The sequence below is a fragment of the Priestia sp. 179-F W1.4 NHS genome, from assembly GCF_045369295.1.
In the GTDB taxonomy this organism is placed as follows: domain Bacteria; phylum Bacillota; class Bacilli; order Bacillales; family Bacillaceae_H; genus Priestia; species Priestia zanthoxyli.
In genome coordinates this window covers 1-5,501 of the sequence record NZ_JBIQFF010000039.1, presented here as the reverse complement: position 1 = coordinate 5,501, position 5,501 = coordinate 1, and the positions used below count along the sequence as shown (strand labels likewise).

The following is a 5,501-nucleotide window of genomic DNA, read 5'->3' as shown; positions in this document are numbered from 1 at the left end:
TCCAATGCCTCTGCGATTTTCTTCATATTTTCAAACGTCGGATATTGACGAGTCCCATTTTCGATTTGAGAAATAGTGGGTTGCGGAACTCCTGATAATTGAGCTAGATAGGTTTGACTCCACTTTTTTTCCAACCTCTTTTCTTTTATGGTCTTTATTTCCAGCACCTCCTTAAACACAGTATATTTGAAAACAGATAATTCGTAAACAGTTTTAAAATAATTTTTTTAAAAATATTTTTGAGTTTTTATTATTTACGAATTTTTTCTGATAAAATAAATCTAAATACAAATATTTTATAAGGATGAAGTACAATGGATATCAAGAAATATATGGGTGTAAAAATCAAAGAATATAGAAAGGCAATGAAACTTACCACTATGGAATTAGGTTCTTTATCGGGAACTTCACAGAGTACAATCAGCGAAATAGAAAGAGGTACTCGATCTATTCAAGTGGAATCCTTAGCCAAAATTTGTAATGCTCTTGGTGTCACGCTTAACGATGTTTTGCCTATAAGTGCTTCTCAAGAAAAAACAGATGCCTCTTATACCCCTGAAATAAGCCAACTTACAAATATAATTAGCTCTTTGTCTTCTGACGAAGTTAGGTTGCTTACGGATATACTTTTAAAAGTTAACCGATTACCACAGTCCGACAGAGAATCTTTAAAGTCTTTACTTAACTCGTTAATAAATAATAAGTTATAAATATATGTTAGAAGATTTTATCCGTTTAGGGGAGGGTCAAAAAAATACCCCTCTTCAAACGGATATAATTGTGGTATAATATATAGTCTTTTTATAGACTATAGCCCTTGAACACATAACAAAAAAAAGCAAAAGGCAATGAAAAATTAGCTACAAACTAACTCTTCACTGCATTTTGCTTTTTATAATTCGTAATTGTCTTTTTATTGTTTCAACAGATTTATATAATTTGTCAGCAATTTGTGATTTATTTAATCCTTGTTCCCTTAAGGTATAAACTTCACGTTCTGTTGGTGTTAATATCTTTACTTTTCTTTCTTTCCTTAACTCTCCAACTAATACATTTGTGACATCGGCATGGAGGCTAACTTTCCCCCTAAACGCCTCTCTAATAGCGTCAGGGATGTCTCTATAAGATGCTTTTGTTAAGTAATTAACAACCCCTGTATCAAAGCATTCAAGTATAATATCCTTTTCGTCCCAAGATGTTAGCATAATAGTGTTCTTTAAACCTTTTTTGTATAAATGCCTAGCGACTTCAAGACCACTTAGGTTCTCTTCGTCACTCTCATCTTTTAATAACGTTAAATCCAATAAAACTACATCAATATTATTATAATCAACTTGTAAGGCTTCTTCTTTGTTGTAAGCTTGTTTAACAACAATGATATCGCTCTCTTTTTCTATATAATCACTTATACACTGCATCCAAACAGGATCATCTTCTACAATCATTAATTTTATTTTGTCCATAGGCTATTCTCTCCTACTAGTTTAGAGTTAGATTGTTCACTTACCCTAAATTCAATAATTCTCTTGGAAGGCAAAGTTAATGTAAAAGTTGTTCCTTTTTCGACTTTACTTTTCACTAAAATATCGCCACCATGTTTTTTGAGGACATTGTAACAATAGGTTAAGCCAAGTCCAAAATTTGTTTGATTATGTTTTGTTGAATAAAATGGATCTAACACGCGGGTAAGCTCATCTTTTCCAATTCCTTTACCCTCATCTATAAAGTCAATATGAATCTTCTTTCGAGTTTTGTAGACTTTTATTAAAATTACACCTTGACCATTCATTGCCTCACTGGCATTTTTGATTATATTTAAATAAGTTTCTTGTAATTGTTCGGTATCACCAAAGACTATAGCATCAACTTCATACTGCTTAATGATTGTAATATCAGGATTCATATTTAAGTAAGGTCTAAGCAAGTTAATTGCTGAATCGATACTTTCAGTGAGAGAAAATTCAGATTCTTTAAGATCTATAACATCCAACTTACTTTGAATACGCCTTGAAAGCTCTAAAACGTGATTCGTTGAATTTAAAACTAACCCTAGATTTTCAACTGACTTTTCTTCAGGTGGAATCTGTTCTTTGATCTGATTCACTAACAAATCAATTTTAGCTATTTCATTTTTTATTGTATGGTTGAACAACGCTGTACCAGAACGCGCTGCTTTCATTGTAGAATCACGCATTTCTTTTTCAAATCTAATCCGCACTCCAAGAATTCCATACTTAACTCCAAAGTAAACAAATACAAGAAATTGGATTACAATAATCCAAGGATTATAACGCCATACGCCCACGATCCCCAATGCTTCTAAGATAATATTTGTAGTTAGTGCAAATGTAAACATCGGAACTACAAATACACAAGTCAATATTTTCCTTCTTTTAATAATTGGACGATCTTCTCGCCATGCGGAGTATATCAATAAAATATTAGCTGCTATCACATATGGTGCTACCCAAATCGCTAAAATACGAAAATCAACTCTAAATTCTGGATATACTTGAAACATAGAATACATAATGAAAATCGGAATTAGTAAAAGCAACTTTAATATATTTCTCTTTCGGACATTACCAATGACATCTGAATAAACTATTCCAAAAATCAACATACCATATGGAGTAAAATAGTGTCCTATTGATGTAAATATTCCATCCAAGTGTAATATCCACTCTGGTCTATCTATCCCTTTTCCTAGTAAGGCCCCTATTCCTCCAAAGCCCCCACAAAACCCTATAACACTTGCCCATCTAATTTTTTCATTTTGAGGATTTCTAAAAAAAAGAATTGAACTCATTAACCACAGTAAAGCCACCATTATAAACATAAACATATGTTAATTACCTCTTTAGCTTATTTTGTAGAAACGAAATGGTATCCTTTGCAATTTTTTTTCGTTTAAGAACTATGCCTGCATGCCCACAATTGTAGACATACCGTATAGGCTTCCCCCACAATTCCCATAACAAATCTGCATCTTGAATGTGAACGTATTGATCGTGTTTAGCAGAAATCAGTAGTATATTATCTTTATTCATTTTTGGAGTAGCTTGATTTGGTTCCGTTAATTCCCAATATTTAACTAAATCATTATAATTCACACCATGGGCCTCTAAGTCCTGTCTTATATACTTACCGGGAATCGTATTCCATATTGAATAACTGAGGCGATTAGAATAGAATATAGAAACTAATGCATCGATTTCTGACTCAAGTGTAGCAACTAAATTTGAGATAAAGCCACCAAGACTAACACCTATTATAATTACAGGACCTTGTTTGTTATTTTTTATCCATTGGATCAAAGCCCTGAGATCAACAATTGCTTGTCTAGTAGATTCAACGGTCCTATGAATGTTGGCACTAACCATAAATTCGCCACTATAAAGTGATGTCTCTGGCTGACGTTCCAAGTGGTAAGGAAGCGTATAGTAGTACATATTCCATCCTAAATTATTCATAATCGAATTATGAAAAATCTTCTTTACCCGATCAAACCCTTTCATTCGCCAGCCATGTACAAAAATAACATTAGGCTTACTTTCAGATTCATTTAAGTAAGCCTCTCCTCTTACGTAGTCATTGAGATCATCCCCGGAAGGTATCAAACTTTCAAATCCAAATTCACCTATTCTGTATCCTTTGTCTGTAGAAGTTATGTTCAATCCTATATCTGAAAGTGATGCTGGTACTTCAAAAAAAGTTTCTCTATCTATATTTATTGGTATATGAGGAGAATCAATACAGTATTGATTTTCCTCACTTCGGTCTTTATGCAAATCATGCAGAGCATAATAATCTATCAATTTTGAAAGTAACAAGTTAATACCTCCTCCCAGCTGATTATTTATTTTTTGTTATTTTTTACATTATTTTTCATGATACCAAACTCTCGACTAGATTTACATGAATCAACAATCCCTTTATTTCTAATATATAAGAACTAAATAATCTCTTTTTGTTCACATTAAGATAAATAAAACTACTTTTTTACCATTTTTTGAATCATATGATAGTCTAAGGTCTCATCTTTTATGAAAAAGAATTTTTTGTTATTCTGATCGATGCTAAATGTTCCATGAACTCAATAAACATTTTCTACATATGAAATGGAAATTACCTTAATTCAATTCTTAAAAATAGATAATAAATGCTATTGGTTCATTATTGTATTGTTCTCTCCTATTTTTATAAAACAGAGATTAGTGTTAACAAGAACACCTGGTTGAACTTCAGTTTAACTTAATAACCATCTTTCTAACTCCCAAAACTCAAGTTAAACTAAAACACACATAAGTTCACCATGCATTCACCACAAAACACATCACTATTCATATAAGTATAACTTAAGTTAAACTAAAGTCTTAGTAGTTCATAATATAAACTATATACACAAATCCGAAACAGGAATTGTTGATTTTTTGTCGAAATCATATAAAATTAAATGAATAAACGACTGTGAACTAGGTGAACAATCACAGAACCAACAGGTGAATGACTGTGAACTAAGTGAATATAGGTAAACAAAGTGAGTGATTGACCGTGAATCGAATGAACCCTCGTGAAAATCATATGTGAATGACTGTGAACTGAGTGAATGTACATAAAATATTAGTAAATGGTGGTGGATTAAATGAATACTTCTGAAAGTACAAATTTTATTGGTGTACCAGAAGCATCTGAGTATACCAATATTCCTCCTGAAACATTAAAAAGGTATTTAATTAATCATGAACAGTTTTTGAATTTCAAAAAAGAAGGTAGACGCTATAAAATAAGTATTGAATCACTAGATCTATTAAAAAAAATTCGTGAGCTCTATAGTGAGGGATTACTAAAAGATGATGTAAACGATAATTTGGCAAGTGATGGGCTTCCTATAACTATTACAGTCAAGAATCAAGAAGAGAAAGGCTCTATTTCTATAAACGATGAGCTGAGTGAAATAAAAAAGATGTTACAACAACAAGAACAACAAATGACACAGCAAATGCAATTTAATCAAAAGTTAGTAGAAGAGTTACAGAAAGTTAGCCAAACCAACCAAGAATTAAAGCAAATGATAAACAGAAAAGATACTGAGTTGATTGGTGAGTTAAGAAAAGGATTATCAGAAAGTAAAAGAATGATTGAAGAAGCTTCTGCTAGTGCAGAGTTAGAAAAGAAAAAAACATGGTGGGAAAAATTAATCGGTAAATAATAAAAAGCTTCTACTATCCTAGTAGAAGCTTTTTATTATTATAGTGTCGTAATTTCATTATAAAAGTTACTGATTATAACATATTTTCAATATAATGAGGAGGGGTATTTTTTTGACCCTCCTCATTTTTTAAAATGAATTGTATAATAAAACAAATTTATTGTTAGGGAAAAACAGTTAAAAAGAATTCTTTTGAGATATATTACTAATTTTTATTGAATTATGAGATTAATTAACGCTATAATAAAACTAACAAAAATGACCGGAATAGAAAAAAGACTTCAACTGT

At 31.3% G+C, this 5,501-nt stretch carries 6 protein-coding genes; 2 read left to right on the top strand and 4 right to left on the bottom strand.

Annotated elements, in window-relative coordinates:
* The coding region (locus ACH0CI_RS27895) for a helix-turn-helix domain-containing protein (protein ID WP_483880019.1) at positions 1-167 on the bottom strand (167 nt) is incomplete at its 3' end.
* 147 nt (positions 168-314) lie between these two features.
* On the opposite strand from ACH0CI_RS27895, the gene ACH0CI_RS27890 reads away from it, so the two are divergent.
* Entirely contained in the window at positions 315-710 is a 396-nt protein-coding gene (locus ACH0CI_RS27890) for a helix-turn-helix transcriptional regulator (protein ID WP_154974987.1), read from the top strand.
* 165 nt (positions 711-875) lie between these two features.
* On the opposite strand, the gene ACH0CI_RS27885 is transcribed toward ACH0CI_RS27890, so the two are convergent.
* Genes ACH0CI_RS27885 through ACH0CI_RS27875 form a run of 3 tightly spaced genes read right to left on the bottom strand, consistent with a single transcriptional unit; the run spans position 876 to position 3,833 of the window.
* A complete protein-coding gene (locus ACH0CI_RS27885) occupies positions 876-1,463 on the bottom strand; it encodes a response regulator (protein ID WP_406902630.1) in 588 nt (195 codons plus the stop codon).
* Positions 1,451-2,845, bottom strand: coding sequence for a sensor histidine kinase (locus ACH0CI_RS27880; RefSeq protein WP_406902629.1), 1,395 nt, complete (start codon positions 2,843-2,845; stop codon positions 1,451-1,453). Before ACH0CI_RS27880 ends, ACH0CI_RS27885 begins: the two co-directional genes overlap by 13 nt.
* 7 nt (positions 2,846-2,852) lie before the next feature.
* Positions 2,853-3,833 carry an alpha/beta hydrolase gene (locus ACH0CI_RS27875; protein ID WP_226556596.1) on the bottom strand — a complete coding sequence of 327 codons (981 nt, stop codon included), beginning with the start codon at positions 3,831-3,833 and terminating at the stop codon, positions 2,853-2,855.
* An 812-nt stretch (positions 3,834-4,645) separates the two neighbouring features.
* Between ACH0CI_RS27875 and ACH0CI_RS27870 the strand changes: the two genes are divergently transcribed.
* Positions 4,646-5,212: a hypothetical protein gene (locus ACH0CI_RS27870; protein WP_154974994.1), complete on the top strand. Its 567-nt coding sequence runs from the start codon at positions 4,646-4,648 to the stop codon at positions 5,210-5,212.
* Positions 5,213-5,501: the final 289 nt, after the last annotated feature.

What these genes read in the sequence shown, in the direction of transcription:
- ACH0CI_RS27880 (WP_406902629.1), bottom strand. Translation starts at nt 2,845, where the DNA reads ATGTTTATGTTTATAATGGTGGCTTTACTGTGGTTAATGAGTTCAATT.
- ACH0CI_RS27870 (WP_154974994.1), top strand. Translation starts at nt 4,646, where the DNA reads ATGAATACTTCTGAAAGTACAAATTTTATTGGTGTACCAGAAGCATCT.
- ACH0CI_RS27885 (WP_406902630.1), bottom strand. Translation starts at nt 1,463, where the DNA reads ATGGACAAAATAAAATTAATGATTGTAGAAGATGATCCTGTTTGGATG.
- ACH0CI_RS27890 (WP_154974987.1), top strand. Translation starts at nt 315, where the DNA reads ATGGATATCAAGAAATATATGGGTGTAAAAATCAAAGAATATAGAAAG.